General features: G+C 61.7%; 24 protein-coding genes and 4 pseudogenes. 7 read left to right on the plus strand and 21 right to left on the minus strand.

The genetic code is table 11. The annotated features are described in order from the left end of the window. Positions 1-49: 49 nt before the first annotated feature. On the plus strand, positions 50-1,693 hold the full coding sequence (gene tnpC, locus DM194_RS12950) for an IS66 family transposase (RefSeq protein ID WP_111068036.1): 1,644 nt from the start codon (positions 50-52) through the stop codon (positions 1,691-1,693). Positions 1,694-1,718: 25 nt separating this feature from the next. Beyond that, positions 1,719-2,287: pseudogene (locus tag DM194_RS12955) on the plus strand (IS5 family transposase); the annotation flags it as partial. A 29-nt stretch (positions 2,288-2,316) separates the two neighbouring features. Here the strand turns inward: DM194_RS12955 and DM194_RS12960 are convergent. From DM194_RS12960 to DM194_RS12985, 6 genes are all read right to left on the minus strand, one after another. Continuing rightward, positions 2,317-2,784 (minus strand): hypothetical protein, encoded by a 468-nt coding sequence (locus DM194_RS12960; protein ID WP_111068037.1) that lies wholly within the window; start codon positions 2,782-2,784, stop codon positions 2,317-2,319. Between the two features lie 119 nt (positions 2,785-2,903). Next, entirely contained in the window at positions 2,904-3,866 is a 963-nt protein-coding gene (locus DM194_RS12965; protein WP_111068038.1) for an HpcH/HpaI aldolase/citrate lyase family protein, read from the minus strand. 2 nt (positions 3,867-3,868) lie between these two features. Beyond that, positions 3,869-4,966, minus strand: a complete 1,098-nt coding sequence (locus tag DM194_RS12970) for a cysteine protease StiP family protein (RefSeq protein WP_111068039.1) — start codon at positions 4,964-4,966, stop codon at positions 3,869-3,871. Beyond that, positions 4,963-5,718 carry an HAD family hydrolase gene (locus DM194_RS12975; RefSeq protein WP_111068040.1) on the minus strand — a complete coding sequence of 252 codons (756 nt, stop codon included), beginning with the start codon at positions 5,716-5,718 and terminating at the stop codon, positions 4,963-4,965. The genes DM194_RS12970 and DM194_RS12975 overlap by 4 nt, the downstream gene beginning before the upstream one ends. A gap of 1 nt (position 5,719) precedes the next feature. Further along, on the minus strand, positions 5,720-6,871 hold the full coding sequence (locus DM194_RS12980) for a phosphoribosyltransferase family protein (RefSeq protein ID WP_111068041.1): 1,152 nt from the start codon (positions 6,869-6,871) through the stop codon (positions 5,720-5,722). Beyond that, the gene (locus DM194_RS12985; protein ID WP_162630025.1) at positions 6,868-7,476 is read right to left on the minus strand and encodes a hypothetical protein; all 609 of its coding nucleotides are present in this window, start codon (positions 7,474-7,476) and stop codon (positions 6,868-6,870) included. The genes DM194_RS12980 and DM194_RS12985 overlap by 4 nt, the downstream gene beginning before the upstream one ends. Positions 7,477-7,917: 441 nt before the next feature. Here DM194_RS12985 and DM194_RS12990 point away from each other — a divergent pair. Beyond that, a pseudogene (locus tag DM194_RS12990) lies at positions 7,918-8,675 on the plus strand (IS5 family transposase). Between the two features lie 40 nt (positions 8,676-8,715). Here DM194_RS12990 and DM194_RS12995 read toward each other — a convergent pair. The 13 genes from DM194_RS12995 to DM194_RS13055 all read right to left on the minus strand — a co-directional run bounded on the left by DM194_RS12995 (position 8,716) and on the right by DM194_RS13055 (position 20,661). Continuing rightward, entirely contained in the window at positions 8,716-9,087 is a 372-nt protein-coding gene (locus DM194_RS12995; protein WP_111068043.1) for a DUF4236 domain-containing protein, read from the minus strand. A gap of 157 nt (positions 9,088-9,244) precedes the next feature. Next, positions 9,245-10,081, minus strand: coding sequence for a hypothetical protein (locus tag DM194_RS13000; RefSeq protein WP_162630026.1), 837 nt, complete (start codon positions 10,079-10,081; stop codon positions 9,245-9,247). An 80-nt stretch (positions 10,082-10,161) separates the two neighbouring features. Next, positions 10,162-11,652 carry a helix-hairpin-helix domain-containing protein gene (locus tag DM194_RS13005; protein ID WP_111068045.1) on the minus strand — a complete coding sequence of 497 codons (1,491 nt, stop codon included), beginning with the start codon at positions 11,650-11,652 and terminating at the stop codon, positions 10,162-10,164. 11 nt (positions 11,653-11,663) lie between these two features. Beyond that, complete coding sequence (locus tag DM194_RS13010) at positions 11,664-13,427, minus strand: PP2C family serine/threonine-protein phosphatase (RefSeq protein WP_111068046.1); 1,764 nt, start codon at positions 13,425-13,427, stop codon at positions 11,664-11,666. After that, positions 13,424-14,497, minus strand: coding sequence for a TerY-C metal binding domain-containing protein (locus tag DM194_RS13015; protein WP_246024378.1), 1,074 nt, complete (start codon positions 14,495-14,497; stop codon positions 13,424-13,426). The genes DM194_RS13010 and DM194_RS13015 overlap by 4 nt, the downstream gene beginning before the upstream one ends. A gap of 11 nt (positions 14,498-14,508) precedes the next feature. After that, positions 14,509-15,144, minus strand: coding sequence for a vWA domain-containing protein (locus tag DM194_RS13020; RefSeq protein WP_111068047.1), 636 nt, complete (start codon positions 15,142-15,144; stop codon positions 14,509-14,511). Positions 15,145-15,207: 63 nt separating this feature from the next. Next, complete coding sequence (locus tag DM194_RS13025; RefSeq protein ID WP_111068048.1) at positions 15,208-15,843, minus strand: vWA domain-containing protein; 636 nt, start codon at positions 15,841-15,843, stop codon at positions 15,208-15,210. A 60-nt stretch (positions 15,844-15,903) separates the two neighbouring features. Next, positions 15,904-16,482: a TerD family protein gene (locus DM194_RS13030; protein WP_111068049.1), complete on the minus strand. Its 579-nt coding sequence runs from the start codon at positions 16,480-16,482 to the stop codon at positions 15,904-15,906. A gap of 99 nt (positions 16,483-16,581) precedes the next feature. After that, entirely contained in the window at positions 16,582-17,634 is a 1,053-nt protein-coding gene (locus DM194_RS13035) for a TerC/Alx family metal homeostasis membrane protein (protein WP_111068050.1), read from the minus strand. Positions 17,635-17,716: 82 nt separating this feature from the next. After that, positions 17,717-18,169: a tellurite resistance TerB family protein gene (locus DM194_RS13040; RefSeq protein ID WP_111068051.1), complete on the minus strand. Its 453-nt coding sequence runs from the start codon at positions 18,167-18,169 to the stop codon at positions 17,717-17,719. Positions 18,170-18,181: 12 nt separating this feature from the next. Continuing rightward, complete coding sequence (locus DM194_RS13045; RefSeq protein WP_111068052.1) at positions 18,182-19,453, minus strand: TerD family protein; 1,272 nt, start codon at positions 19,451-19,453, stop codon at positions 18,182-18,184. Between the two features lie 33 nt (positions 19,454-19,486). Then, the gene (locus DM194_RS13050; RefSeq protein ID WP_111068053.1) at positions 19,487-20,071 is read right to left on the minus strand and encodes a TerD family protein; all 585 of its coding nucleotides are present in this window, start codon (positions 20,069-20,071) and stop codon (positions 19,487-19,489) included. Positions 20,072-20,082: 11 nt separating this feature from the next. Next, the gene (locus DM194_RS13055; RefSeq protein ID WP_111068054.1) at positions 20,083-20,661 is read right to left on the minus strand and encodes a TerD family protein; all 579 of its coding nucleotides are present in this window, start codon (positions 20,659-20,661) and stop codon (positions 20,083-20,085) included. Positions 20,662-21,426: 765 nt separating this feature from the next. On the opposite strand from DM194_RS13055, the gene DM194_RS28690 reads away from it, so the two are divergent. Further along, a complete protein-coding gene (locus DM194_RS28690) occupies positions 21,427-21,939 on the plus strand; it encodes an ATP-grasp domain-containing protein (protein ID WP_246024379.1) in 513 nt (170 codons plus the stop codon). On the opposite strand, the pseudogene DM194_RS13065 reads toward DM194_RS28690, so the two are convergent. After that, a pseudogene (locus DM194_RS13065) lies at positions 21,936-22,301 on the minus strand (transposase); the annotation flags it as partial. The gene DM194_RS28690 and the pseudogene DM194_RS13065 sit on opposite strands and share 4 nt — an antisense overlap. A gap of 97 nt (positions 22,302-22,398) precedes the next feature. On the opposite strand from DM194_RS13065, the gene DM194_RS13070 reads away from it, so the two are divergent. The 3 genes and pseudogenes from DM194_RS13070 (at position 22,399) to DM194_RS13080 (ending at position 25,032) form a co-directional block, all read left to right on the plus strand. Beyond that, positions 22,399-23,465 (plus strand): IS630 family transposase gene (locus DM194_RS13070; RefSeq protein ID WP_111066509.1). Its coding sequence is split into 2 segments (ribosomal slippage): positions 22,399-22,884 and positions 22,887-23,465, totalling 1,065 coding nucleotides; the frame shifts between segments, so codons are not numbered across the junction. Between the two features lie 39 nt (positions 23,466-23,504). Then, positions 23,505-24,223, plus strand: a pseudogene (locus DM194_RS13075) (IS5 family transposase); the annotation flags it as partial. 155 nt (positions 24,224-24,378) lie between these two features. Beyond that, entirely contained in the window at positions 24,379-25,032 is a 654-nt protein-coding gene (locus DM194_RS13080; protein WP_162630027.1) for an FkbM family methyltransferase, read from the plus strand. A gap of 394 nt (positions 25,033-25,426) precedes the next feature. Here the strand turns inward: DM194_RS13080 and istB are convergent, their stop codons facing one another. Continuing rightward, positions 25,427-26,188 carry an IS21-like element helper ATPase IstB gene (gene istB, locus DM194_RS13085; protein WP_111068654.1) on the minus strand — a complete coding sequence of 254 codons (762 nt, stop codon included), beginning with the start codon at positions 26,186-26,188 and terminating at the stop codon, positions 25,427-25,429. Between the last annotated feature and the right edge of the window lie 8 nt (positions 26,189-26,196).

A 26,196-nucleotide genomic window follows, 5' to 3' on the forward strand; every position in this document is an offset into this window, starting at 1 on the left:
AGGGGTGATTGTGGCGGCTCAACGGCGCGTTCCCAGGTAAACTGGCGCCATGACCGCCGCCCCGCTCCCCTCCACCTCGGCCGACGACGTCGCCAACTTGCGCGCTGCCTTGGCGCAGGCCGAGGCGCGGGCGGATGCGGCGGAAGCCGAAGCGGCGCGGGCCAAGGCGATGGCGTCGAACACCGAGGCGCTGATCGCCGGCCTGAAGCTGGAAATCGAGAAACTCCGGCGCGAACTCTACGGGACGCGCTCCGAGCGCAAGGCGCGTCTGCTGGACCAGTTGGAGTTCCAGCTCGAAGAGTTGGAAGCGACGGCCGGCGAGGACGAACTGGCGGCCGAGCAGGCCGCTGCCAAAACCACCGCGGTGGCGGCCTTTACCCGCAAACGGCCATCACGCCAGCCCTTCCCCGACCACCTGCCGCGCGAGCGCGTCGTTGTGCCGGCACCGGCGAGCTGCCCGTGCTGCGGCTCGGACAAGCTGTGCAAGCTGGGCGAGACGATCACCGAGACGCTGGAGGTGATCCCGCGCCAGTGGAAGGTGATCCAGACGGTGCGCGAGCGGTTCTCCTGCCGGGCCTGCGAGACGATCAGCCAGCCGCCGGCGCCGTTCCACGCCACCCCACGGGGCTGGGCCGGCCCCAACCTGCTGGCCACCCTCCTGTTCGAGAAGTTCGGCCAGCATCAGCCGCTGAACCGGCAGGCCGAACGCTTTGCGCGCGAGGGCGTGCCGCTCAGCCTGTCCACCCTGGCCGACCAGGTGGGCGCCGCCGCCGCGGTGCTGAAGCCGCTGCACGACCTGATCGCCGCGCATGTACTGGCAGCCGAGCGGCTGCATGGAGACGACACGCCCGTGCCCGTGCTGGCCAAAGGCAAGACCGACACCGGGCGGCTGTGGGTGTATGTGCGTGATGACCGGCCGTTTGCCGGCCAAGCCCCACCGGCAGCGCTGTTCCACTATTCGCGAGACCGCAAGGGCGAGCATCCCGAACGGCACCTGGCCGGCTTCACGGGCTGGCTGCAGGCCGATGCGTTCGCCGGCTATAACCGGCTGTACGAACCTGAGCGCCGACCGGGGCCGATCAGCGCCGCACTGTGCTGGGCGCATGCAAGGCGCGGCTTCTTCAAGCTGGCCGACATCGCCGCGAACACCAGACGCGGCAAGGATGCCCCGCCGATCTCACCGCTGGCCCTGGAAGCCGTGACCCACATCGACGCCCTCTTCGATCTCGAGCGCGCCCTGAACGGCAAGCCCGCGGCCGAGCGGCTGGCGGCCCGCCAGGAGCACGGCGTCGCCCTGGTGGCCACGCTGGAGAACTGGATGCGGACGGAGCGCGCCCGGCTCTCCCGCCATGCCCCCGTGGCCAAGGCGATGGACTACATGCTGACGCGCTGGGACGGCTTCACGCGCTTCCTCGGCGACGGCCGGCTGTGCCTGACCAACAATGCCGCCGAACGCGGCCTGCGCGGGATCGCTTTGGGCCGGAAAGCGTGGCTGTTCTGCGGCTCCGATCGCGGCGGGCAGCGGGCGGCGATCATGTACGGCCTGATCACCACGGCGAAGCTCAACGACGTCGATCCCCAGGCATGGCTCGCCGACGTCCTGGCCCGCATCAACGACATCCCCCAAACCCGCCTGCACGAACTCCTCCCCTGGGAATGGAAGGCAATCCGCGAGCAGACGAAAGCTGCCTGACCGCGGCACTCAGCGGATGCTTACGGAGCGGCTGCATCGCGTTCTGCTCGACCGGCTCGGCTATGGCAACGCCATCAACTGGGATCGTGCGGCGGTGGACAGCGCCAGCGTTCCAGCAAAAAGGGGGGCGAGGAGACCGGCCCGAACCCGACGGATCGCGGCAAGCCGGGCTCCAAGCGCCACATCCTCGTCGATGCTAACGGCATCCCGCTCGCCCTGAGGATCTCGCCAGCCAACCGGCACGACAGCAAGCTGCTGGAGGCGCTGGTCGATGCCGTGCCGGCGATCCGCCAGTGTGCGGGCCGGCCCCGGCGCCGCCCGGCCAAGCTGCACGCCGACAAGGGCTACGACTTTGCACACTGCCGGCAGGCGCTGCGCCAACGAGCGATCATTCCGCGGATCGCCCGGCGTGGCGTCGAGAGCAGCGAGCGTCTTGGCCGACACCGATGGGTGGTCGAGCGTACGCTCGCTTGGTTCGCCCGCTTCCGCCGCATCGCCGTCCGCTACGAACGGCGCGCCGACATCTTCACTGCCTTTCACCATATCGCGGCCAGCCTCATCTGCTGGCGCTTCGTCCAGAGATGGTTCTGTTAGGCGCTCTTATCCTCGGCGCAGGCACGCCGTCACGGAATGGCCCATCTGAAAAGCCCAACCTTCACCTTTACGCCATTCTGTCGGCAGAAGTCGGCGATGAAGGACTCGGCGACATCATGACGCAGACCCTTTGCGAATCCAGGATTAACTCTGCATATCATCTGAACGAGATCCGACTTTTCCTTGGCGTCGAGCTTCTTGTCCCTTTCAGTGAACTGACGAAGCATGCCCTCCATTTGCTTGAGCAAGGCGACTTCGTTGGCGACCAAAAGCGTCTCCAGTTCCATTTCAGCGGCGAGTTCGGCCGTCTTCTGATCCAAGCCGCAGGCCTGCGTGCCATGGGCGATCACGGCACGCCATGTGGCGGCATCGCAGTAGGAGTCGAATACGCGGCCGACGATGTGGCGACGAAAGGCGTCCAGATCAGGGCTGGGGCCTCCACCGGCTAGGCCAGGCGTTCCCGACACCATGCCGAACTTGGATAGAGGCACCACCATCTGACGATATCCCTCGCGTACGGGCCACTCAAATTCCGGCAGGCATTCTAGCCTCGCCTACCACGGCGATAAAGGATTGAATGCGTTCGCCATTCTGGCAACAATGCGGGCGTCTCATGTCATGAACGTGAGAGAACCTTCACCTTGCAGGCGCCGATACGCACCTCATCACCGACACCCAGCCCACTATCCGAGAAATCTGTCGCAGTGCCATAAATCGCTGCCTGTTCCATGATGCGTGCCGCCCAGTTGGCATGGGTAGCCGGCTCGCACATTACCTTGTCGATCTGGAACACCGCAGGTGCGTCGTCATCGAGAATCCTCCTGGCGATCCTGAAGTCCGCTTCAGACACGCGATATTCCTGCTCGATGAGACTCACCTGGGACGGGTGGATTGCTGTCTTTCCGACCAAGCCATGCTCCAGGTCGCGCCGAACCTCCACCCGAAGGGCATCGGCGTCGCTGAAGTCGTCGAAAACGGGAGCCGTGAGCGGAAAACCGAAGGGGCGGAACGCGGCCACGAGCGAGGCGACCACCGGCCCCGCAGCAGTGTCGTAGATCGTCCGCCCAGGGCTGCGGCGGATGCCGAGCAAGTTCAGGATGTCATTTCCTCCGATGCGGAGGGCCAGCACCCTCTCCCTCAGCCCGGACTCGGAGAGCATCGTCCGCAGTTCGGCGATAGCAAACGGATCGAACGCCTCACGGGTTTCCAGGGTCGGCATGAGCACGAATCGTGAGGAAGCTGGGATGTGATAGGAGAACGCCCGGACCGAGTCTCGCGTTGATTTCGGGAGGACGAACCCATGCACCCGCTCAACACCCGGCATCGAGAGAATCCTCGCCAGAATGTTGGGGGACCTCGGGCGGATGAAGACGAGCGGACCACCTTTGCGAAGCTGCGGCAGGCACTGCCTCAGATTGGCAAGAGCCATCTCGACATCACCCTCAAGGATGCTGTCCTCCGTGCAGAGGATCACGGAACGCAGGCGCGGAAGCCGATCGCCATTGGCCGACGCAACGAGGTCGTGGCGCGTCGCGGGGACGTAGAGACTGGCGCCGAGATTGAGGTATGAGAATGCCATGATCAGTCGGCTCCGACGGTCCTGATGATGGCGCATGCACGATAGGGAAGCTTCGGATCGACCTCGACGGCGACATCCTTCTCGGCTGCTAGTGTCATGATGTGCCTGACGTCCGCTCCTTCCGGATCCCTGACGAAGAGACGGTCAGGGAGGCGCCTGAGAAGCGCCCTTGTGGCCTCACCGATACCCGGCTTCACGCGGTTCCGGTCCTTGGCACCGGTCCTCTGGAGCATCTCCTCTACGAAGGCGGCGGAGACCCGTGCGGCCGCCTCGCGGTCACCGTAACCCCAACTCGCGGGAAGAACCTCGTCGCTCTCCAGACATGCGAGCACATCCTTCATCTGTTCATCGACATACCAGCGGCTCATGTCCTCGGCGGCCAGCCCGTCCAACCGCATGCATCCATGGAAATCGCTGGGGCCGATAAGTTCGTCAGAGTGGATGGTGCGGCTGATGAGCCCGGAGATGATGCCGTTCAAGATGGCAGAGGGAATGACATAGTCTTCGTCGCCAGCAGCGAGCGTTGCCACCCCGGCAAGGTCGGAGAGGACGCAGAACGGGGCATCGACGAGTTCGGGCAGGTCCGCCGAAAGCGATGCAACCAATTCGCTCCCGATCGCCCCCTTGCCGGTCCAGCCGTCCACGAAGACGACGTCCCCGCTGTCGTGGCGCTGAAGAATCAGCGCCATGGCGATCAGGTCGAGGCCCTTGTCGCGGATGATCGAGACGGAATAGTGTTTGACCTTCCGGCCGAGGCAGGCAAGGGAGCGCCTCAGCAAGACCCCGATGGGTGTCCCGGCGCGGGCCAAGCTCACCAATGCGATCTCGCCCCCAGGTCTGCCGGCGAGGGCTTTTGCCAGCCTGGCGACATCCCTGCCCACACGTCCACGGTTCTGGCTGAAAGCTTCGTGAAACGCGGCTAGGTACTGGGAAGGCGGGGCGGTCTCCTGCGCCAGCATCTCGGAGTAGTGACGCCTGCCGCTTTGGATGGCAACCTCCTTCTCTGCCACGTCGACGAATCGCATCACAACCGGCTTGAGCAGAAACGTCACGTCGGCAGGGTCATAGCTGCCGCTGAACCCGAGGCATTCTTGGCTCATGCAGAATCGCCCCCCGTCGTCACGAGCCGACTCGAACAGGAAAGCAGGGAGAAGAGCTGGGACTTGGATGGGGCCACAGCGAAATCGCAAAGCCTCATGTAGCCCATGTCAGTCAGGCTGTCGCCGACTCCGACGGTCAGCACGTCCTTGTCCCCTACGATCCGCTCCAGGAAGAAGGCGACGGCCCTCTCCTTGCCGAGGAAAGGAGGCAAAACGGCCATGTTCGTCCCATTCAGGTGGAGGGTCCACCCCTCCGGGATGGCTCCCGAAGCAGAGGTCGCGAGACGAGCCATCTCATCGGTGTCGTGGCCGTTGTGCTTCACCGAAAGGTAAAGGGAGAGTCCCATGTCGTGGATGACCCTGTGGCGGACGTCGATGCCAAGTTCCCCGGCAATAGAGGCGATCCGTCTGTGCAAGGCGTCCAAAGCCGCCGTTGCCGCCGCCGAGGAGATTTCCCCGTGCCACTCAGGATGAGGTTCACCGTTCGGCAGGAGGATGACGCCACCGAATGAGCAGATGGCGAAATCTCCCAGTGGGAGGAGCACCCGCTTGAAAGCGTCGACGCTGCGACCCGTGACGGGGACGACGCGGGCGTCCTGCGCGAGCCATTCCAGGAAGGCGGACTGCTTCCGGCACTGGAACGAGAGCGGGCGCCCGTCCTTGTCCACAGCGGCAAGCTTAGTCGCCTTCGGGTTTTTCCTCGTGGTCTGGAAGAGCGTGTCATCCAGGTCGACAAAAACGACTCGCTTCATTTCAGACCTTCGCATCGGAGAAAAACACTGGTTCTGCGCCCAGCAGCTTCACCAGAGGCGTTTGGACCGTCGAGGGCGGCGTCTCGTAGCACACCAGAACTCTGTCGTATTGCCCTGGGCGGACCGAATAGATGAAGTTGGGAATGCCATCTTCGTAGGCGTCCTCGAATTCGATCACGCCATGGATGTCGTTCCCTTCCATGATCGGCGAGCGGGTTGTGGCCTGCACGCGGACGTCGGCGCCCATAGCGGACAAACGCCTTGCAAGCTGGAATGGTGGATAGACGAACTCTCCAGTCCCGAGGACGAGGATGCGTTCTCCAACCTTTGCCCGGATCGCAAGGGCACTCTCGGGCAATGGGACGGACTTCCTCAGCCCGAGGCGTCCGAAGTTGCGGGTCAGGAGGTGGTCCTTGCAACTTCCGTTGCCCGTCACGTCCGGCATGACCGGTGGCGGTGCGTCAGAAGGGAGGAAGCGGTAGGAACCCTCAAGGAGTGAGACGAAATCCGTCCGGGCGGGCATCTCCGCACGGATCTCGGCATGCTTCCTCACCCCCATCCAGTCGGTGATGGTAACGCAGACGATGCGCTCAAGTTTGGGCATTTGGGTCCTGCACGCATGTGAGAGCGCCACGAATGTAGCCCCGGTCGAAGCCTCGTCATCGACGAGGACAAGCGTCCGGCAATCCGCGAAAAGTTCGACATCGATCGGGTCGGCGGGCTGATAGAGGAGATGGCTGGTAGCGTGGCTGTGGCTCTCCTCAAAGGTCGAGAGCAGCGGGTGCCGCAGCTTATATCGCGTCGAGTGAATGAACAGGAGATCGTCCCGGTGCGACATCAGACGCCAAGACTCATGGACGCCCTGCCCCAGGCAGACGGCGGTCTCCGCCATTCCAACCACCACGACCGGCCCTGGCAGAGAGCTGTCCAGCTTCGCCCCCAATCGGCGGTGCGCCATCCTCATTACCTGTGGATGGACAGGGAGGTGCCGCCCCAGGACTCGGCTGACGAAAAGGAACGGCCGCTTGGGATTCCGCCTGCTGGCAAACCCACACAGGAACCGGAGCGGCAGGTCCCAACGCTCGGCGTCAACGGCCAAATCGCCTCCGGCCAATCTGACGGCGAAGTCGGCGTCGTTTTGCATAATGGTCATGCGAACCGGCTTCGCAGGTCTTCGACGAAATGACCGATGCCCCTCTCCCGGTTGCGGACGAACGTCGCCGCAAAAGCGAGAATTGCTACCGCGATGGCCGCGATGGCCGCGCTGGCGGCCCGATTGTTTCTGGCGGAGCGGCGACGTTCGGAGGCGGTCTTCCCTGAGGCGGGGGAGAACAGCATGGCGATGGCAAAGACGATGAGACCGAAGAACGCAATGCCCATGAGCGATTTCGTCGCCAACGCCAGGAGACCCTTCAGCGGGTTGGGGTTGTCCATGAAGGTCAGAATGGCGATGGCGGCAAAGGCGCCCACCGCGGTGTAGGTGATCGCGTCTCCGACCGTGCCCGCCACCTGTAAGTGGAGGCCATCCGCTAGGTAGTAAAGGCCGACCGGCAGCCAAGGGCAGAGGAAGGTCGCCGCGAGGTCGTTGTAGGTTCTGAACACCGTGACAGCCTGCCGAGAGGCGTAAAAGTTGCCGACCGCGGCGACCGCAGCCGCGGCCACAAGCGGAATATACCACTCGAACGAGGGATTCCTAAAAAGCCAAGTCGCGGCCTCCCGATACCAGGAAAGTACGGTCACGTCCCAGTATTGGTTCATTGGCCTAGCCGCCTCCTGGGCTCTGGCCTGAGCCACCGGCACGAGGAGCATGACGGCGGTCGCGATCAAGCTCCTGCTGTATACGGATGACATACCTCCCCCTCTTTTATGCATTCACACTTCCGCACGTCGCGACTGAGGACGGTCGCTTCATCCAGGGCTCCACCTGAGTCATAGGACTGTCCTGCGGATGCCTATATTCGGTTTATTGCTGAGACAGAAGCTATCAAAACACTTAGGAACTATCAAGGGATGCGACGGATGGACGAGTCCATTGGATGATGAGCAACCTGGAAATGTGACAAATGCTACCCTTCCGCACTTTCTTCTTGGGGCTGCGGCCGTGTGGAGCTCCAAACCAATTGACTAGGGTCCGGACCCATAAAGAGCCTTTCCGGCAGGGAGCCGTTGTGATTCAACGCCGTGGAAAGGGGCTATGCGATGAGCGACGGTCAGTTCTGGTTGACGGTGGAGCAGTTCGGACGGCTTGAGCCGCACCTTCCGCGCAACACCCGCGGCAAGCCGCGCGTGGATGATCGTCGTGTGATCAGCGGAATCGTCCATGTGCTGAAGTCGGGTGGGCGCTGGGCGGATGCTCCACCGGTCTACGGCCCCCGCAAGACGCTCTACAACCGCTTCGTCCGCTGGGCGGCCAAGGGCGTGTGGGAAGACATCTTCCATGCGTTGGCAGCGGCAGGCGGCCCACCGGCCCGGGTGATGATCGACTCCACGGCGGTCCGCGCCCATCGTTCGGCGAGCGGCGGCAAAGGGGGGAGCGCGCTCAGGCCATCGGACGGTCCCGTGGCGGACGAACCACCAAAATCCACGCCCTGAGCGATCCACGCGGTCGGCCGCTCGCCTTCCTGTTGACCGGCGGTCAGGTTGCCGACTGCACCGCCGCCGACCGTCTGCTCGACCGGATGCCTGCTACCGATCTCCTGCACGGCGACAAGGGCTACGACAGTGCCGCTGTTCGCCGGAAGATCGAAGAGGCGGGAGCCGCGCCCAACATCCCGCCACGCGCCAACAAGCGCTGGAAAAACTGCTTCTCTCCCTACCTCTACCGGAACCGCAACGTCATCGAGCGCATGTTCGGACGCCTCAACGACTTCCGGCGCATCGCCACCCGTTACGACCGCTCCGCAACCAACTTCATGGCCGCCGTCCACATCGTGGCGACCGTCGCATACTGGTTATGAGTCCGGACCCTAGCCGACTGTCCGGGAAACGGGGACCACTTCACTCCTCTGTCCGCCGCTCAAGCATGTCGAGGATGGCAGGGCCATTCTGTCTGAGAGCCGCTCTCCGCATGTCTTCAGGGAGAGGTCGACCATCGAGATCGGCGATGAGGACGGTGCCGTCGTCCTGGACCTTGGCAGTCATCGGCAAATAGCGGTCGCCGCTCGGTTGCGGGTTCGGTGCCGCTCCTGAGTCGAGCCTCGTCCGGTAGGAGATGCCGGTGCCCGGAATACCAACGTTAGCGTAAACCCCGTTCCTGCAAAAGATCATGCTCGCCCCCCGAGGTCCCGCTGAAAGGCTGAGTCCCTTGGTGCCGAGATTCAGCCTCACCCCCGGCACCAGCGTGATCGACTTGCGGAAGCGAAAGCCCATGACCTATCCTCGATGTTGTCTGCGGCGACCGCCCAAGCGCCACCACACATGCAAAATTCGGAACGACATCGGCAAGTCCCAGGCCGAGCTAAGCGGGCTTAAGCTGTCTTTTCCAAAACTGTTTGATGCAATGATGGAAAGGGGAATTTGGGAGATACTATGCCTTCTCCATCGCCGCCTTCGCCCGTACGACGACATGGGCATTCGAAATATCAAATCCTTCACCGACTGCCAGATTCCGCGACTTCTCGGTGGCGAGATCGCGAAGCACTATGCGCCCACCTTCCATGGAAACGTTCGCGAAGTGCGCCTTGGCACCAGGCATTTCAACAAGCCGGACATCCGCGTCTCCGGCACATCCGAACAACACCGGCCGGTCGCCGAGCGAAACAGTGACCGTGCGCTCCTTCTCAAGCGATAGGCCTTTGGGCCGTATGGTCACTTCGAGCCACGCCTCTCGGAAGGCAGCCTCGGCAAGGGCGATCGCTACGCCAATGGCCGCACCTGTGGTCGCCGTTCCCGCCGACAAGCTGGAGACCAGGTACATGAGGCCGCAACCTGCCAACCCTCCGACGCCGCCGGCGATCGATGCCGTCTTGGCCTTCAGGTTAGGGACCGCTTTCGACACGGCGAACCCGACGGCGATGCCGCCAAGTGTCCATCCAAGAAAGCGCCCAGCGTCCGTTGCGCCACCCAATGCTCCTGCGAGCGGAAAGCCCAGGTTGAGGGCAACGAAGCCGCCGATCATGCCGCCCCCACCACCAATGAGCAGGGCCTTGAGAAAGCTTTTCGAGTCGAACCTCTTGCCGAGATAGCGGGCTTGCCCGAAAGCGAGCAGGGCTCCGATGGATAGCCCGTCTAGGGCAGTGCCGAAGACCCATGATTTGAACGCGCTGTTCAAACCGAGCATGTCGTACAGAAAGGCGCTAATCAATCCGCCGATTGCGCCGAAAACGGCGAAGTACGCCCTTTTATCCGACAAAAGCCGCTTCATGCCTGGCTCCCCTTCCATCGTTCGATCGGCGGGCCTTTGTTCCCGTGGCCCGCCATTTCACCCGCCAATACGCCGGCGGCTCAACCCTCGACCAACTGCACCTGAATCAGACGCCCACCTTCTTCCCGCGAGAGAAGGTATTGGCTTCCATCTGAGAGTCGGACGTTGCCCCCAATCGGCAAGTCCTTTTTGGCGGCGACATCGTGCATCTGTGGCATCCCCTCGTTCACCAAGTACCAATCCCCCTGGTGAAGCTGGAAATAGCCAACTCGCTTCTTCATCTCAGGAGTTAGATGCTCGTTTGGGAAGACCTTCCGGTTTACGTGCCACGGGAACAGGGACTGCCCGTTCCACACCATGACTCTGTGATTGTCGGGTTGGAACGTTCCGCTGTGGCGGCTCGAATACAGATTCAAGACGGGTAGCTTGCCTTGGTAGGGGGTCCCACAGAATGGGCACTTGGGCTTGCGCGTGTTGTCGAATACGTACCAGCCCATCTCGCACTTGCTTGAACATGGCTGGATCATATCGATGGTCCGCACCAGCGCGTTCTCCCACTCCGATGGAGTTGGCCGCTTCTGGGGATCGTGCAGCCCGTCGATGAAGGCCTTCTCGAACAGCGAGGCAAGCAGGGGACCGGCGATCGTGTACGGCATCTTGACGGGGTCGGCCCAAGGCAACTCGGTTGCCTTCAAATGATCGGCACGGACGCGGTTGCTCTGGTCCGTGGGATGCTCCACGAACAGAGCCCTCACCCCCATCGACAGCTCCTCGTCCTTCGATGCGTCGGTGTCATGCACCTTCGCTCCCCGCAGGGGGTGGCGGTAGAACAGGTACATGTAGATCAGCACCGCCAGAGCATGCCGGTCGGTCAGAGCGGACGGTAGCTTGCGAGCGGGGTCCTTCTTGTCGAGATGCTGGGTGGCGATGACCTCCGGCGCGATGAAGTCTGGGGTGCCCACCACGTCCGGCGGGAACTTGTTCGGCACCACGAGCCCGTCGATGTCGATGACGCAGGCCTTGCCGCCGGACGGATCGACGAGGACATTCTTGTACGACAAATCGGAATGGGCCAAACCGGCCGCATGAAGTCGTCGAACTGCCCTGCTGATCAGCAGGCAGATCTGGAGGTGCTTCAGCCAGTCGCCCTTCTCCTTAGCGTCAAGGAACTTCGAGCGGTTGGATGCGCTTGCGAACCATTTCCCCTCTTTCTCCTTGCCCTTAATGCCAAGAATGTCGTTGTTCACCGAACCATGAGCGAAGAAAAAATGTGACTTGTAGGTCGGGGCAACAACGCCGAGGTGACCGTCCTTCTCGACGATGGCGGTCGGCCAGCAGAACAGCTCCTTCCAGTACTCTCCCCCATCCTTCTCAAAAATGCCGTCGCGGTACATCCCAACGATGGATTTCAGCCGTTCCTTGCCAGCATGGTCCAGCTTGTCCCGGAAGAAGGCGACGACGTAGGAGCGATCGGGGCTGAAGTATACGTCTTTCATCCCGCCTTGGCCGATTATCTCATCCTTGTATTCGACCTGTTGCCCGTCTTGAGTGGTAAGCTTGATAACCGTCATGACATGTTCCTTCAGGGCACCAGCACAGCAAGGGTCCGATCGTCATGGTTCCCGGGCGACCAGAAGTCCAGCCACTCCAGGAACTGGTTCTTAAGTTCTCCGTTGGTTCGCGAAAGGTCGACGGCCTTCGTGAGATCGCCATTCCAGAACTCGACCCACCTGGAGGGATCGCCGAACGCGGAGTCGGTCGGGAATTTTGGATCCGAGATGCCGTCAGTCATCAAGGTGATCGCGGTGAAGTCCTTGCGGACATCGAAGAATATCCGTTTGCCGACGTCGTCGAATCCGCCGGAGAATTCAGATTTGTGGAGAAAGCGGGTCTGCCCGGCGAACTCGCCGCTGTCCGGCAGCGTCAAAGTGGTCAGCGATCCGTCGCGGACGTCCAACACCGCCGCCCCGCCGTCGCCGACGGAAAAACCAGCAATGAACCAACCCTCCGGAACCTTGCGGACCACCCCGACGATCAGGGTGGTCGAGAACGCGGATGCCTTCTCGCCATGGGCGGCGGCCTCTTCCTCGATGGCTTTCGCCGCATTGAAGGCGGCGGTGGCCAAGGATTGATAGAGTTGGCTCCTGATCTGTACGGCGGCGCCGGGGGTGCCCTGAAGGTAAGCCGGGACGAGTTTCGGCAGATGTGGAGTGACGTGGTCCTCGAGCATCAGCGGCAATTCGCGCAGGACGCTATCGACCGCGACCTTGGAGCCTCTGCGGGAGAACTTCGCGCTTCCGGCGCCGTCAGCCACCACGGCGACGTGCCAACCGCCGGGGCCGTTCGCCCAAAGCCCGAAATCGTCATCGCGGAACGTGCCGTCCTTGGCGTGGGACCGGCCGCGCTTGCTCGCCGCCACGCAAAGTAGGTCGCCTTCCTTCTGGTCGAAATCCTCGTCGGGCTTCCAGAACGGAGCGCTCCGGTCGCTGTCTTTGTTGACCCAGAGGGACTTGGGGTCGGGGATCACGGCGAGGTTGGCGACGACCTCCGCCCGCTTACCATGCAGGAGACCTTGCAGACGGATCACGAAGTCGCCGCTTACGGTGGGGGTGCCATTCAGGAGGTTGGATGCCTCGTCGAATGTGAGGCCTGAACCTCCGGCGTCCTCCAACTTGAGGCCCTTCATGCCGTCGATCTCGACCGCTCCCTTATACTCCTCGTTCGCTTTGGCATTCTTCAGGTACACGGACTTCTTCACCGTCTCGATCGGCGTCACCGCAATGTTCTCCGAAGCCGCCGAATGTGCGGGGACAGCCGGTACGCCGCCGGGCTGGGGAACTGGCGCGGCAGGCGCCGGCAGGGGTGCCGAAGGCGGAACCGGCGGGAGAACGGAGCCGCCATCCGTCGAATTGGTTGTCGGTCCTGCGGCATGCCCTGGATCGGACGGAATCTGGGGATCGGAGGTCATGGGCACCTTCGATGGCGGGGTCGGCTCATCGAATTCCTCGGACGGCACATACTTTCTGGCGCCGAACATGGAGGCCGGCCCCGGCTCGTCGGCCGCCTTGGCTGTGCTTGCCTGAGGCCTCGCGGGAGATTGGCTGTCGCTGGAAGACTGAGGCGCCGCAGTCCGCTCGATCACCGCCGCCCGATCCGCGATCCTTTTCCGCCGACTGTGGCTGGCTATGCGGTCGAGCACGAAAAGGATGCGGCGATACTCCGCAGGCAACCCAATGAAGTCCCGATAACCATCGCCCGGGTCGGGAACGTTCGATTGCGTGACGATGTCAGCCAGATCCTTCATCGCGACGAGGATGAGGGGGCTGAACTTGAACCCATCGCTCATCCCCGCCCCCTGCCGATGTCGAAGCCTTCACCAGCCTCGGAGGTCCCGTACTGGCCAGTCTTGCCGCACCACGGGCACGTTTGTTCGCCACCGCCCTCAACACAGTGGATTCGGCCGCATTCGCAGACGGCCATCCCGAACTGGGCTCCACAATGCGGGCAGTTCGGCTGACCGACGAGGTCTTCGGAACTTACGGACTGCCCGCTCCCCACACCCTCGGAAAGGTCGAAATAGCTGCTCTTCACCGGCATGGCAGTGTTCAGGGTATATCGTCGGGTCTTGAGGAGTTGGGAAAGAACCGGGTCCGTGGTCTCGATCCTGCCCATATGCCGCTCGTACTTGACCACGTAGGGCAGCTTGGTCTTCGCGCACTTGCCGACGAAGACAGCATAGCGGTCATCGACCCCCGCAAACGGCGTCAAGCCCTCCGAGGACTCCACAGGGGCCAGCAGGCCAGGTTCAGCCTTCGCGAGGCTCACCTTTCCGTCCTGACCGGAACTGACGCTGCGGCTCTGGCTCTGGATCGACATGGAGATCCATTTAATGAAGCGAGCGAACGCGTCGGGGGCAGAGTCGTTGAAGACCACGACCTCGTCGGTCAGTCGCTTCAACACGGCGTGATCCGCACCACCACCGATGGACACGGCCACGAGATTCACCCGATTGCGATATGAGCGGTTCCACCGGTCCACCGCCTTTGCGACGTTGTCGGTGGGATTACCGTCGGTCAGCAGGAAGACGATGGGCCGCCAGTCACCCTTACGGTCCGGGGTGGTGGTTACGGCCATCCTGTCGATCTCGTCCATCAGGTGCGTGAGGCCTGCCCCCAATGCCGTGCCGCCACCGACCGGAAGCTCTGGAGGGTAGAAGGCGACGAGTTCCGTAAGCTGCGTCACCGTCCGTGCCTTGCCCGCGAACACGATCACCGACAGAAAGGCCGTCTCCAGAGCATATGGGTCCTTACGGAGCGTAGAGACGACGGCTCCAATACCCTCCTCCAGCTTGTACAGACTCTCGCCTACCATCGATTCGGAAACGTCGACGAGAAAGAAGACCGGTAGCCGGCGCATTGTCAGCCTCTTCAGAACACGATCTGGATTTCGGGCGGCGGAGGCGGCAGGGCGACGGTGGCCGCCGCCCCCATCGACTTGTTGCCGCTGGCGATCGCCGCCGTCACCCACTTGAAGAAGCTGCTGAAGAGCGCGGAATCCATGGTGTCCAGAGAAACCACATGGTCACACAGCGGCTGGAGGTCCTCTTTCCGCACCTTCGGGCCGGCAACGCAGCCGATGACGCTGGCGAAGCCGATGGATCGGATGACCGGGCACTGCTCCTCGAACAGTTGAATGTCCGACGGCTTGCCGTCGGTCATCACGAACAGATAAGGGGCCCAATCCCCTTTCACCTCGGTGGTCGACTTCCTGATCTCCTGCCGGATCCGCTTTCCCAACGTCTCGAGCGCGAGGCCAAGATGAGTCGGACCCGACTGGGGGGTGGTGATCTCCGGCACCTGAAGCTCGTCCAGAGCCGTCAGTGGCACCACCACCTTGGCATCTGCATCGAAGGTGATGATGCTGACATGCACCGTCTCCAACGCGTGCGGATCCTGCCGCAACGCGCTGACCATGACGCGGATACCGTTGTTGACCGCCTCAATCGGCTCGCCTCGCATCGAGCCCGAGGTGTCAAGTAGCAGATATACCGGAAGCCGTCTCATGCTCCCCTCCTGATTCGCTCAGACCACTTGGATGGCGTCGGGGTCGGGACGCCAAACGCCGCGTCACACAAGGGTGATCTGAGGAGGAGGAGGCGGAAGCTCGTTCAGTTCGTTGGTGTCGGACTTCGTCAGATCCACCTTTTTGGACGAGGTGGAGATGCTCGCCGAAACCCACTTGAAGAACGCGCCGATGGTGCTGGAGTCGGCGGTGTCTAGCGACACGACGCATTCCGTGATCTTTTTGAGCAGGGTGCTGTCTGCCTGCGGACCTGCCGCACAGGCGATGACCATTCCGGTTTTAACCTTCCGGAACTCGTTGAGGCCCTTTTCCCAATCGTCCGTCGGCTGGCCGTCCGTCATCAGGAAGACCAACGGCTTCCAGTCGCCCTTTGCGTCCGCCGTGGTCTTCTGCACCTCGCGCTCGATGCTCTCCTTGGTCACCTTCAGGGCGTCGCCCAGGGAGGTCGTCGATCCGGCTTCGATGTTCGGCGGCTGGAACGCCATGAGTTCCGTGAGCGGCACCACTTGGCGGGCCTTATCGTCGAAGACGATGACGCTGAGGTAGGCGGTTTCAAGCGCATAGGGGTCGGTCCGCAGGGTGCTCGCCAGCATCTGCATGCCGTTTCGGACGGCCTCAATGGGCTCCCCATGCATGGAGCCGGAGACGTCGAGCACGAGATAGACGGGAAGGCGGCGCAAGGGACTCTCCTGTGATCGGTTTACGTTCTGCCCCCTGGAAGTGGGGCCGGTGTCGGGAGATCAGGCGACGTCGATGCCGAACTGGGCGCACATGGCGGCGAGGCCGCCGGAATATCCCTGGCCGACCGCCCTGAACTTCCACTCGCTATCCCGGCGGTAGACCTCACCGAAGATCATTGCGGTCTCGGTGGAGTAGTCCTCGGACAGGTCGTAGCGGGCGATTTCCTTGCCGGTCTCGTCGTTGACGATGCGAATGAAAGCGTTCTTGACCTGACCGAAGTTCTGCCGGCGGGCCTCCGCGTCATGGATCGTCACGGTGATCGCGACGGTCTGGATTTCCCCGGGAACCTTGTCCAAGTCCACGGTTATCGCCTCGTCGTCGCCATCGCCGCTGCCGGTCCTGTTGTCGCCGGTGTGCTCCACGGAACCGTCCGCGGAACGGAGATTGTTGTAGAAGATGAACGCCTTTTCGTTAGGAACCTTGTGGTTCGCGCCCAGCATGAAGGCCGAAGCGTCGAGGTCGAAGTCGGCACCGTCAGTGGCTCGGGCGTCCCAACCGAGGCCGATCAGGATCTTCTTCAGACCGGGTTCGCTCTTCGAGAGAGAGACGTTGCCGCCTTTACTTAGCGAGACACTCATATTTCACCATCTATGCCCAAACTGTTTGCGGTTATCCCCCAATTGGGGACTACCGTGCTGTAGAAGGGATTGGGGAAGCGGCCCCAGCACCCCTGGCACTTAATCTGTCTTAGGTGCTCCGATTACCGCCGGCTCGTCCGAACCCGGCTCGTCTTTTTCCGGCCAGACAAACGACGTGACCACGCCAACTACCAGCGTGCCTATGACGACAAGCAGGCTTGCGTTCGGGCTGATGTGGAAGAAATTCCAACCGAAGACATGTTCACCGGACTGCAATGTCAGCTTAAAAGCGATGAAGAACAGCAATGCGATCACCGCCTTCTCAAGATGCACAAGGTAGCGGGTGAGCGCTGCGAGGACAAAATAAAGTGACCTCAGCCCGAGGATTGCGAAGATCATTGCTGCATAGACCAGGAGTGGCTCCTGCGTCACAGCAACGACGGCGGGAACTGAGTCGAAGGCAAACATCACGTCCGAGGTTTCGATGGCCATAAGGCACAGGAATGCGGGCGTGGCGAACAGCGCCGCGTCCCTGGGCAGGCGAATGGTTGGATCCGCATTCCTCAGGTCATTGGCGATCTTTCGGGTGAGGAAGAATCGCTCCGCATGCAGACGAGGGAAAATTGGTAAAATTTTCTCGGTTAAGCGAACAGACCAGTGGTTCGAATAATCCTCAATTTCATCGGCGTCATCACGCTTAGCCAACATTTTCCAGGCCGACCAAGCAACGATTGCAGCAAAGATAAAGCCAACCCACGGCGTCAGCATAAACAGGCCAGTGCCGGCGGCAACAAAAAGCCCGCGGAACACCAACGCTCCCACGATACCCCAGTATAGGATCCTGTGCTGCAAGGCTCCCTTGATGCCGAATGAAGCGAAGATCGCCATAAACACCATCAGGTTGTCGACCGACAGTGATTTCTCCAGTGCCCAACCTGCGAGGTACAGGTCTGCCCATTGCTTGTCGAAGCGGACCCAAAGATATCCGTAGAAGGCAACGGCGAGTGTCACCCAGAACAAAGACCACCACCCGGCATCCTTAAGAGATATTGCCTTATGATGTCGATGGGCATAAAGATCAAGGTAGACGGAAAGGCCGATCACGCCAAAGAAAATAGCGAGAGCTTCCAGCGGAAAACCAAAGTGTGGCATGCGAATAACCTCTAAACCTGCATAGGGTGCAGCAGAACAGATCGTCAACGGCGTAGGCGGTCATTTATTGCGGAGGCATCTCTCAGAGATTGAAGTCAGCGGGATCCAGACCCAATTCCGATGCCATTCTCCTCACGGCCGCACGCTCATGGGCGTCGAAGTCGCCGTCGGCGGCACCGATGGCACAGCAGACGCGGACGATGAGCTGCGCCTGCGGCTTCCCTCGGAACTTCCCGACCGCCTGCATCACCTCACCGGTGCCGATGGTCGAGTCGAACTCGAATTTCTCGACATACTTCTGAAACAGCTTGATTACGTCATTCTGATCGAACACCTTGAGCTGCTCGGAAGCTCTCAGGTATCCCATCATTTTTTGCTTTTCTTGCGTAGAGACGTTCCCGTCGGCGTAGGCGACAAGTGCGCAGCCGGCGACGACCGCCTCCAGAAAGTCCCTGGACTTGAACTTCGTTATCTCGGTGCTAAGAGCTTCCCGAGCGTCGTTAACATTCTTTTTGATCCAGTCGGTGAATGACATCGCTTTTCCCCGTCAATCTTTAGAACCTGCCACCCACCGCAATCCCCAGCGGTAAGCCCTGTCCATATCCTTGTGATTGCCGAAGTAACGTTCTTCCTTCGTCACCTTCAGCTTGCCGCCGTCATTCTCGATGAGCGCTATGGCGCACATCCCTTGCCCGGAGGCGGGATTGTCGAGGCGCACCTCGATGTCGGAATTTCCCGGAATCTTCACCGTCGCAACGCCGTCGGCAGCCGCCCAGTTCGGCACGCCCTCGTAGATGAAGGCGAAGACTAGAATCCGCTTGATCTTGGAAATCTGGTCTCCATTGATCCGGATGTTCTCGCCCTCGGCCGCGGCGCCCGTCCGATCATCCCCGGCGTGCTGGATGAATGGCTCGTAACGAAAATCGCCCCAAGCCTCGCCGAGGGCCTGCACCACTCCGATCTCTCCATCCTCCAGTTCCCAAAGGCAGCCGAGATCCAGATCGATTCCCTTGTTACCGCGAAAGCCGCTGAAAAGCCCACCCTTTGGTCGCCGGTTCCAATTGAGGTTGAAGAGGATTTCCCCGAAACCCTTAGCGTTCTTCTTCTCAAGCGAGACGGACTGACCACGCTTCTCCAGCGTGATCTTGGAGAGGTTCACAGGCTTGGCTGCGGGCGCCGGCTGAGGCGGAGGGGACGGTGGGGGCGGGGCAGACGCAGCAGGCTTCTCCTGGACTGGCGCAGGCACGGGGGAGGCCTCCTCGGCGACATCGACACCATACTGCCTCGCCAAGGGAGCCAGCCCGCCGACAAAGCCCTGTCCTACCGCTCGGAATTTCCACTGACCGTTTCGCCGATAGATTCGACCGAGCGTGATCGCCGTCTCCTTCATGCCGACGACCGGCAGGTCGAAACGCGCAATCTCAGAGTTCGCGGCAGGCTCCAACAGACGGGCTACCACCATGCGGAGATTGCCGAAGCTCTGCCCTCTGGCCTGACCTTCATGGATGGTGAGACAGATGTCGATGACTTCGACACGCCCGGGCACCTTGGCGAGGTCGATCTCGAAGGACTGAAGATCGGGAGAGCCCGCTGAGGATGCCGACGGATTGAACCTCACCGCTCCATCAGGAGACGTGCGAGACCCGTAGAACACGAAATGCTCATCAGATGGGACCTTGCCGTCACTCCCAGCCATGAACGCCGACGCGTCGACCTCCATGCCGGGCTGCGACGCCGGGTCCCACCCGATAGCCACAACGATCCGATCCGATTCGGGGATGGCGACATTTGCCCCCGGAGTGAGTGCAGAAACGGCCATACTTCCCCCATCGGCCAGATTGGTGACGTTGGACTAAAGCATGCCGAGGATGGCCGGCATCATATCGTGGAAGGTCTTACCCGCCGTCTTCTCGCCGATGGCGTGCAGCTTCCATTCACCGTTGTGCCGGTAGAGCTTCGCCATGATGAGGCCGGTGTGGGACCCCGCCTCGCTCAGAGCGAAGACGGCCAGTTCCTTCTGGTTGGTGTCATCGACGAGCCGGCAGGACGCGTTGGCGACTTTGTCGAAGGTCTGTCCCCGGAACGAGTTGACCGTGAACACCAACGATTTCACGCTGGCGGGCAGCTTCGACAGGTCGACCTTGATGACCTCGTCGTCCCCGTCTCCGTCGCCAGTCAGATTGTCGCCGGTGTGGACGATGGCGCCGTGCATGCCCTTGAGCTGGCGAAACCAGATTTCGTCGACCAGTTCACCGCGCTCGTCGAACACGAGGCACGAGGCGTCCAGGTCAATGCTCTCCCCGCCGCCGCCGAACAGGCCTCCGAGGAGGCCGCCCTTCTTTGCGACATCCCAGCCAAGCCCCATGAACACCCGGGTCAGAGTTGCCCCGTTCTTGGAGAGGCTGATCTTCTGGCCCTTAGTCAGCGAAACGCTCATAAGCGTTTTCCTCAGCCAATGTTGACGCCGAAGTTCTTCGCAAGCGGACCAAGCCCGCCGGCGAATCCCTGCCCGATAGCCTTGAACTTCCACTCACCGCCATGGCGATAGAGCTCGCCGAAGATCATCGCCGTTTCGGTCGAGTAGTCCTCGGACAGGTCGTAGCGGGCGATCTCCTTGCCGTCTGCCTTGTTCAGAACGCGGATGTAAGCATTGCTGACTTGGCCGAAGCTCTGCCTACGCGCCTCTGCCTCATGGATGGTCACGGAGAACGCGACCTTCTGCACGTCGGCCGGAACCTTGGCGAGATCGATCGCAACGACTTCGTCGTCGCCATCGCCGGAACCGGAGCGGTTGTCGCCCTGGTGGACCACCGAGCCGTCCGATGAGGTCTTGTTGTTGTAGAAGATGAAGTCGGCATCCGAGCGGATTTTGCCGGACTCGTTCAGAAGGAACGCCGAGGCGTCCAGATCGAATTCGGAGCCGTCGGTGACGCGAGCGTCCCAACCCAAGCCGACGTCGATGGCGGTCAGCCCCGGAGCCTCCTTGCTGAGAGAGACATTGCCGCCCTTGGACAAAGATACAGCCATACGGGAGTCCTCCGAGTTCAAGCTTGTTATGGTGGTCAAAAGATATTGCTTAACGAAATTTTAAAGGTTCAGCTACTTAAAATCGCTCGAAAAAGTTGAAAAGCAGCAGCAATTTCGCGGCAATGTTCCACAAGCAAGTTTCCAGTGTCAAGGCGTATTCGCCTCTAGGTAGCCTGCATATCGAGTTATGCAGCCCTTTGCTGGCCACCTTTAGTAGGACGCCCCGACTTCGATTGCGCTCGCCCGATGACATCGCTATCGTCCATTGCGGGATAGAGGAGGCATTCTCCATTCACGCAACATAATTAGTTGGTATATTTATGTTTTATGGCAGGAATGCACTCCTCACTCGTGATTACGAGCATGGCCGGTTCACGCCCACGTTATGGCACCCCGCCGCGGACTTTCATCGCTCGCCAAGCCTCTCACAAGCGGAGGAGGTTGTTCATGTGGAGGCATTGACATGAGGGCGTCGTTCAACAAAGGGCTGTCAAATATATTTGATGTCCTGAAAATCATTCGCTCAGCAGATTTAAATAGGAAAATATCACTGCTGGCCAGCCATACTGACGAGTGGTCGCCCGCATCCAAAGTCGCTGACCAATTTTTCTTGAGCCTCGCTCATTAGACGACAGTGCGTATGTTGACTGGAGCCTTGCAAGATGCTTCGAGTATAAGGTCGATGTGTTCGTACCCCAGCGCCGACGCGAGGTGATATCTGGGCATCGGGGCCGATTTGAGGCTCACGGCGTGCGGCTTTTGCTTATGGCGACTCCTCAGACGATGCGATTGGTCGACAGGAAGCACGAGCTTTACGACGATCTCGCCGGCTCCGACGTGCCGGTCCCACCTTACCGTGTTTTCCGCACCTTAACCGAATTTGACCAAGCGGTCTTTGTGCTGGAGGGGACTAGCCGCCGCCTCTGCGTGAAACCCAGCGTCGGTGTCTACGGTGCCGGCTTCCGAATACTTGAGCGGAGCGGATGTGAACTAAAAAGGATCCTGTCCGGCGAAAACATCAGAACCTCTATCGAGGCGTTCCGATCAGCGCTGCGGATATCCTCGCAGGACACGGACATGATGCTCATGGCCTATCTCCCGGGCATTGAGCGAAGCATCGATATTCTCGCCCAAGACGGGCGTATGGTCCGCGCGGTGTCCCGCGTGAAGGTCGGCAGCCATCAGATCTTGGAGACGGACGGCCCATCGATCACCATCGCCGAGATGTTGACGAGGCGGTACGGCCTCAACGGGGTCTTTAGAGTTTCGAGCGTTTAATCTGACGCATATCCTGCATGTTTGAGGTAGTTCCAGCATTCGTCTGGTGTGTAGAGGTCGCAGATAGAGCCGACAGCCCTCCACAACTCCTCGATGGTACGGGCGCCGATGCGGCGGAGATGAGCTTTGAGCTTGGCGAACGCCATCTCAATGGGATTGAGGTCGGGACTGTAGGGCGGCAGGAAGAGGAACCAAGCGCCACGCTCCTTGAGGATGGCCTTGGCCTTTTCGCTCTTATGGCAGGAAAGGTTGTCGAGGATAACGACATCACCCGGCCTCAGGGTCGGGGCGAGTTGGGTCTCGACATAGGTTTCGAAGAGCACCTGGTTCATCGCCCCCTTGATGATCCAGGGAGCGGTCAACCCGTAATACCGTCGAGCGGAGCGGCTGACTCATTGAGAGGGATTCCCAAGGCCGGCGATCCGTGATTCGATTCCCCATCGCGATGGGGAGGAGCGAATGCCAGCGGCCTTGCCGATCCGGGAAGACTTGAGTGCCGGCGAGTTGCGCGCCTTGGCGCGGCGGGAGAGCAAAGGGCGGGTGGCGGCGCGGATGTTCGCCATCGCCCATGCGCTCGACGGGGTGAGCCGGGCGGAAGCGGCGCGGCTGGCCGGCATGGACCGTCAGGCGTTGCGCGATGCGGTGGTGCGCTACAACGCCGAGGGCGTCGCCGGGCTGTATGATCGCCCGCTGCCCGGGCGACCGGAATGGCTGAGCGAGGGGGAGCAGGCAACGCTCAAGGCCATCATCCTCGCCGGCCCCGATCCCAAACGGCACGGCTGCGTGGAGTGGACCTTGCCGATCCTGTGCGAGGTGATCGCCGAACGCTTCGCCAAGACGCTGCATCCGGCCAGCCTGTCGCGCATCGTGCGCCGGCTGAACCTGTCGAAGCAGAAGACGCGGCCCCGTCACCCGCAGTCCGACGCCAAGGCCCAGGCCGCCTTCCAAAAAAGGGGCTGCGCGAAGCGCTGAAGGCTGCGGCGGCCGCGCACCCTGGGCGGCGCCTCCAACTCTGGTTCCAGGACGAAGCGCGCATCGGCCAAAAGGGCCGCACCGCGCATCGCTGGTGGGAGCGCGGGCAGCGTCCCGCCGGGCTGTGCGACAAGCGCTTCACCTCGGTCTACCTCTACGCCGCCGTCTGCCCGGCCAGCGGCGCCGACTTCGCGCTGGTCATGCCGACCGTCTCCACCACCGCCATGAGCCTGTTCCTGGACGGCTTCTCCCGGAGCCTGGAACCGGACGTCCAGGCGGTGCTCGTGCTCGACCAGGCCGGCTGGCATGGATCGCGGGCGCTGGTCGTGCCGGACAACATCACGCTGGTGTCGCTGCCGCCCTATAGCCCCGAACTGAACCCGGTCGAGCGCGTCTGGCTGTACCTGCGCGAGCGCTTTCTGTCCCACCGGCTCCTGGACGATTACGACGCCGTCGTCCAGGCCTGCTGTGACGCCTGGAACGCCCTCACCGCCACACCGGAGCGCCTACGCTCCCTCACAAGCTACCCGTGGCTCCCATGTGTCAATACTTAGAGTGCGTAACAAAACCGGCCAGGAACGGTTGGTAGGGGCATGGCAGCCCCTCTTGTTTCCGATGCCTTGTGGGCGATCATCGAACCGCTGATCCCGCCGGAGCCGCCCAAGCCAAAAGGCGGACGGCCCCGGTTGGACGATCGTGCGGCGCTGACCGGCATCCTATTCGTGCTGCGCACGGGTATTCCTTGGGAGCTTCTGCCGGTGGAGATGGGCTGCGGCTCGGGGATGACCTGCTGGCGGCGTCTGCACGAGTGGCATCGGGCTGGCGTGTGGGAACGGCTGCATCGTGTGCTGCTCGACCGGCTCGGCTATGCCAACGCCATCAACTGGGATCGTGCAGCGGTGGACAGCGCCAGCGTTCCAGCAAAAAGGGGGGCGAGGAGACCGGCCCGAACCCGACGGATCGCGGCAAGCCGGGCTCCAAGCGTCACATCCTCGTCGATGCCAATGGCATCCCGCTCGCCCTGAAGATCTCGCCGGCCAACCGGCACGACAGCAAGCTGCTGGAGACGCTGGTCGATGCCGTGCCGGCGATCCGCCAGTGTGCGGGCCGGCCACGGCGCCGCCCGGCCAAGCTGCACGCCGACAAGGGCTACGACTTTGCACACTGCCGGCAGGCGCTGCGCCAACGAGCGATCATTCCGCGGATCGCCCGGCGTGGCGTCGAGAGCAGCGAGCGTCTTGGCCGACACCGATGGGTGGTCGAGCGTACGCTCGCTTGGTTTGCCCGCTTCCGCCGCATCGCCGTCCGCTACGAACGGCGCGCCGACATCTTCACTGCCTTTCACCATATCGCGGCCAGCCTCATCTGCTGGCGCTTCGTCCAGAGATGGTTCTGTTAGGCGCTCTAAGACATGGGCTGTCATGCTCAAGCCTTCACGCAACTGTCAACATTGCTTGGGAGCGTACCATGCTGCCATCGACCATCATGGACCTCGTCAGTCCTGACGAACTCGTCTTTGACATTGGCGCGCATGCGGGCGACAAGGCCATTCCGTTTCTCCAGAAGGGAGCCCGGCTGGTCTGCGTTGAACCCCAGCCGCAATTGGCCGAGGACATGCGGACCCGCTTTTCGGGCAACCCCTCTGTGACCGTAGTGGCGAAGGGGGTTGGCAAGGTGCCCGGCACACTGAACTTGGACATCTGCACCAAATCTCCGGTGCTGAGCACCTTCTCCACCCATTGGAAGGCTGGTCGCTTCTCTGGCTATGAATGGGACGAACAGGTTGAGGTGGAGATCACCACGATGGATGAACTAATCGCGCTCTATGGTGAGCCGAGATACAGCAAAATCGACGTGGAAGGGTTTGAGAGGGAAGTGGTTGAGGGTCTTTCATGCCGGATTGGTATTCTATCTCTGGAATTTACATCGGAGTATATTTCTCACACCATGCAGATCGTGCATCGCTTGGTCAATCTTGGGTATGAGGAGTTCAATCTAGCGTTGGCAGAGGATCCCCGCTTTCAGCTTGACCAATGGGTTTCTTGGTATGACGTGGTCCGCATTCTCGGCAACAGCGCCAAAGACAACGCCAAGCTGTGGGGCGATCTTTATGCCCGGTGATTGGGCATGGCACCCGACACAAGGGGGGTGTTACAGGCCTCTGCTGATCAGGAAAACCGTCACTCTCTGAAAACACGCGCCGGTTCGAAACTGGCTTAGGGTTGGAGAGAATGGAGCACTTGGGCGGTGATCGGCAAAGTGCTCCTGTCAAACGACTTCAGGAATGGGCCCCCTGGCGACACGAGGAAAGGGCCCCCGGTTTTCATCCAGCGTCACTTCCGCTTGCAATCCATGGTGAGCAACGGCTCCTGCGGGGCGGGCTCGGTCAAGCCCCCAGCCGCCTTCGGCGGAGGCCCGCAGGGCCTGGCTTGAGGGAGCCCGATCCGCAGGAGATCATCCAGCCTGGATGCTGGCGGCGCTGGTCGGCCGGACTTGGAAAGGGTTGTCGGCGCAGTCATGCCGAACTCTGTGCGTCGGCGGCGAACGGGGTTGGCTTGATCAGGCCGGAGCGGCGCTTTTCGCGCAGCCGGTAGCTGTCGCCACGGATGGTGATGACGTGGCTGTGGTGAAGCAGGCGATCCAGGATCGCCGTCGCGGCCACGGGGTCCCCGAACACGCTCCCCCACTCGCTCACATTGCGGTTGCTGGTTACCAAAATACTGCCGCGTTCATAGCGGCGGCTCACCAGCATAAAGAACAGGTGCGCCGCATTGGTCTCCAGAGGCAGATAGCCGAGTTCGTCCACAATGAGCAGCTTGGGCTTGGCGAAGTGCCCCAGCCGCTCCTCCAACCGGCCATCGGCATGCGCTTTGGTCAACATCGTCAGCAACGTCGCCGCCGACACGAACAACACCGAGTAGCCGTGCCGGATGGCCTCGCGGCCAAGCCCGACAGCCAAATGCGTTTTGCCAACGCCGGGCGGCCCAAGTAACAAGAGCGCGTCGCCGTTGGCCACCCAACGGCCGGTCGCCAGATCGCGGATCTGTTTGGGATCGAGCGAGGGCTGGGCGTCGTACTCAAAACCCTCCAGCGTGCGCACGAAGGGGAACTTGGCGATGCTCATGGCCATCTGGATGCGCCGCTCGTCCTTGCGTGCGACCTCGGCCTCGCACAGGAAGGCCAAAGCCTCGCGCAGGCTCAGCTCACGCCGCGCTGCTTCGTCGAGCAGGCTGTCGATCTGGTCGCGCAGCGCGGTCAGCTTCAGACGTGTCAGCATCCGCGTCA

This window comes from Azospirillum ramasamyi (assembly GCF_003233655.1).
Classification (GTDB): Bacteria; Pseudomonadota; Alphaproteobacteria; order Azospirillales; family Azospirillaceae; genus Azospirillum; species Azospirillum ramasamyi.

Bases quoted from the DNA above. Each gene is read 5' to 3' on its own strand.
- tnpC (WP_111068036.1), top strand. From the start codon at position 50: ATGACCGCCGCCCCGCTCCCCTCCACCTCGGCCGACGACGTCGCCAAC.
- DM194_RS12960 (WP_111068037.1), bottom strand. From the start codon at position 2,784: ATGGTGGTGCCTCTATCCAAGTTCGGCATGGTGTCGGGAACGCCTGGC.
- DM194_RS12965 (WP_111068038.1), bottom strand. From the start codon at position 3,866: ATGGCATTCTCATACCTCAATCTCGGCGCCAGTCTCTACGTCCCCGCG.
- DM194_RS12970 (WP_111068039.1), bottom strand. From the start codon at position 4,966: ATGAGCCAAGAATGCCTCGGGTTCAGCGGCAGCTATGACCCTGCCGAC.
- DM194_RS12975 (WP_111068040.1), bottom strand. From the start codon at position 5,718: ATGAAGCGAGTCGTTTTTGTCGACCTGGATGACACGCTCTTCCAGACC.
- DM194_RS12980 (WP_111068041.1), bottom strand. From the start codon at position 6,871: ATGACCATTATGCAAAACGACGCCGACTTCGCCGTCAGATTGGCCGGA.
- DM194_RS12985 (WP_162630025.1), bottom strand. From the start codon at position 7,476: ATGAACCAATACTGGGACGTGACCGTACTTTCCTGGTATCGGGAGGCC.
- DM194_RS12995 (WP_111068043.1), bottom strand. From the start codon at position 9,087: ATGGGCTTTCGCTTCCGCAAGTCGATCACGCTGGTGCCGGGGGTGAGG.
- DM194_RS13000 (WP_162630026.1), bottom strand. From the start codon at position 10,081: ATGAAGCGGCTTTTGTCGGATAAAAGGGCGTACTTCGCCGTTTTCGGC.
- DM194_RS13005 (WP_111068045.1), bottom strand. From the start codon at position 11,652: ATGACGGTTATCAAGCTTACCACTCAAGACGGGCAACAGGTCGAATAC.
- DM194_RS13010 (WP_111068046.1), bottom strand. From the start codon at position 13,427: ATGAGCGATGGGTTCAAGTTCAGCCCCCTCATCCTCGTCGCGATGAAG.
- DM194_RS13015 (WP_246024378.1), bottom strand. From the start codon at position 14,497: ATGCGCCGGCTACCGGTCTTCTTTCTCGTCGACGTTTCCGAATCGATG.
- DM194_RS13020 (WP_111068047.1), bottom strand. From the start codon at position 15,144: ATGAGACGGCTTCCGGTATATCTGCTACTTGACACCTCGGGCTCGATG.
- DM194_RS13030 (WP_111068049.1), bottom strand. From the start codon at position 16,482: ATGAGTGTCTCGCTAAGTAAAGGCGGCAACGTCTCTCTCTCGAAGAGC.
- DM194_RS13035 (WP_111068050.1), bottom strand. From the start codon at position 17,634: ATGCCACACTTTGGTTTTCCGCTGGAAGCTCTCGCTATTTTCTTTGGC.
- DM194_RS13040 (WP_111068051.1), bottom strand. From the start codon at position 18,169: ATGTCATTCACCGACTGGATCAAAAAGAATGTTAACGACGCTCGGGAA.
- DM194_RS13045 (WP_111068052.1), bottom strand. From the start codon at position 19,453: ATGGCCGTTTCTGCACTCACTCCGGGGGCAAATGTCGCCATCCCCGAA.
- DM194_RS13050 (WP_111068053.1), bottom strand. From the start codon at position 20,071: ATGAGCGTTTCGCTGACTAAGGGCCAGAAGATCAGCCTCTCCAAGAAC.
- DM194_RS13055 (WP_111068054.1), bottom strand. From the start codon at position 20,661: ATGGCTGTATCTTTGTCCAAGGGCGGCAATGTCTCTCTCAGCAAGGAG.
- DM194_RS28690 (WP_246024379.1), top strand. From the start codon at position 21,427: ATGGCGACTCCTCAGACGATGCGATTGGTCGACAGGAAGCACGAGCTT.
- DM194_RS13080 (WP_162630027.1), top strand. From the start codon at position 24,379: ATGCTGCCATCGACCATCATGGACCTCGTCAGTCCTGACGAACTCGTC.
- istB (WP_111068654.1), bottom strand. From the start codon at position 26,188: ATGCTGACACGTCTGAAGCTGACCGCGCTGCGCGACCAGATCGACAGC.